Annotated in this window: 1 protein-coding gene; it reads right to left on the minus strand. The window is 59.6% G+C overall.

All coding sequences use genetic code 11. The features are described 5' to 3' along the window. Positions 1 to 827: hypothetical protein (locus LRS53_RS22265; RefSeq protein ID WP_231357370.1), on the minus strand; the 827-nt coding region annotated here is incomplete at both ends.

Consider the following 827-nt stretch of genomic DNA (forward strand, 5'->3'; position numbering starts at 1 on the left):
CAAATCCTGAACGTCCAGGGTGGAAGCGGCCGGCGCCGGGGAGCACCGGACCGTTTTGTCGTATGCATACGACAAAATCGAGCTACCCAGATCGGGCACTAGATACCGGGCCGAGGCACCGGCCATCTTGTCGTATGCATACGACAAATCCTGAACGTCCAAGGTGGAAGCGGCCAGCTCAGCAGAGCGCCGGACCGGTTTGTCGTATGCATACGACAAAATCGAGCTACCTAGATCGGGCACCAGGTGCCGGGCCGAGGCACCCGCCATCCTGTCGTATGCATACGACAAATCCTGAACGTCCAGGGTGGAAGCGGCCGGCGCCGGGGAGCACCGGACCGATTTGTCGTATGCATACGACAAAACCAAAGTAACCAGATCAGGCACCTGGCGCAGGTCTGAGGCGATGGCGATCTTGTCGTATGCATACGACAAATGCCGAGCGCCCAGAGTGGAAGCGGTCAGCTCAACGGTGCGCCGGACCATTTTGTCGTATGCATACGACAAGTCCGAACCATCCAGATTGGGCGCCAGGCGCAGGTCCGAAGCCTCGTCGACTTTGTCGTATGCATACGACAAATCCTGAGCGACCAGGGTCGAGGCGGCCTGCGCCGGGGAGCACCGGACCGTCTTGTCGTATGCATACGACAAAATCGAGCTACCCAAATCGGGCACCAGGCACCGGGCCGAGGCACCGGCCATCTTGTCGTATGCATACGACAAATGCCGAGCGCCCAGAGTGGAAGCGGTCAGCTCAACGGTGCGCCGGACCATTTTGTCGTATGCATACGACAAGTCCGAACCATCCAGATTGGGCGCCAGGCGCA

The sequence above is a fragment of the Pseudomonas sp. PLB05 genome (assembly GCF_021106615.1).
Lineage (GTDB): Bacteria > Pseudomonadota > Gammaproteobacteria > Pseudomonadales > Pseudomonadaceae > Chryseomonas > Chryseomonas benzopyrenica.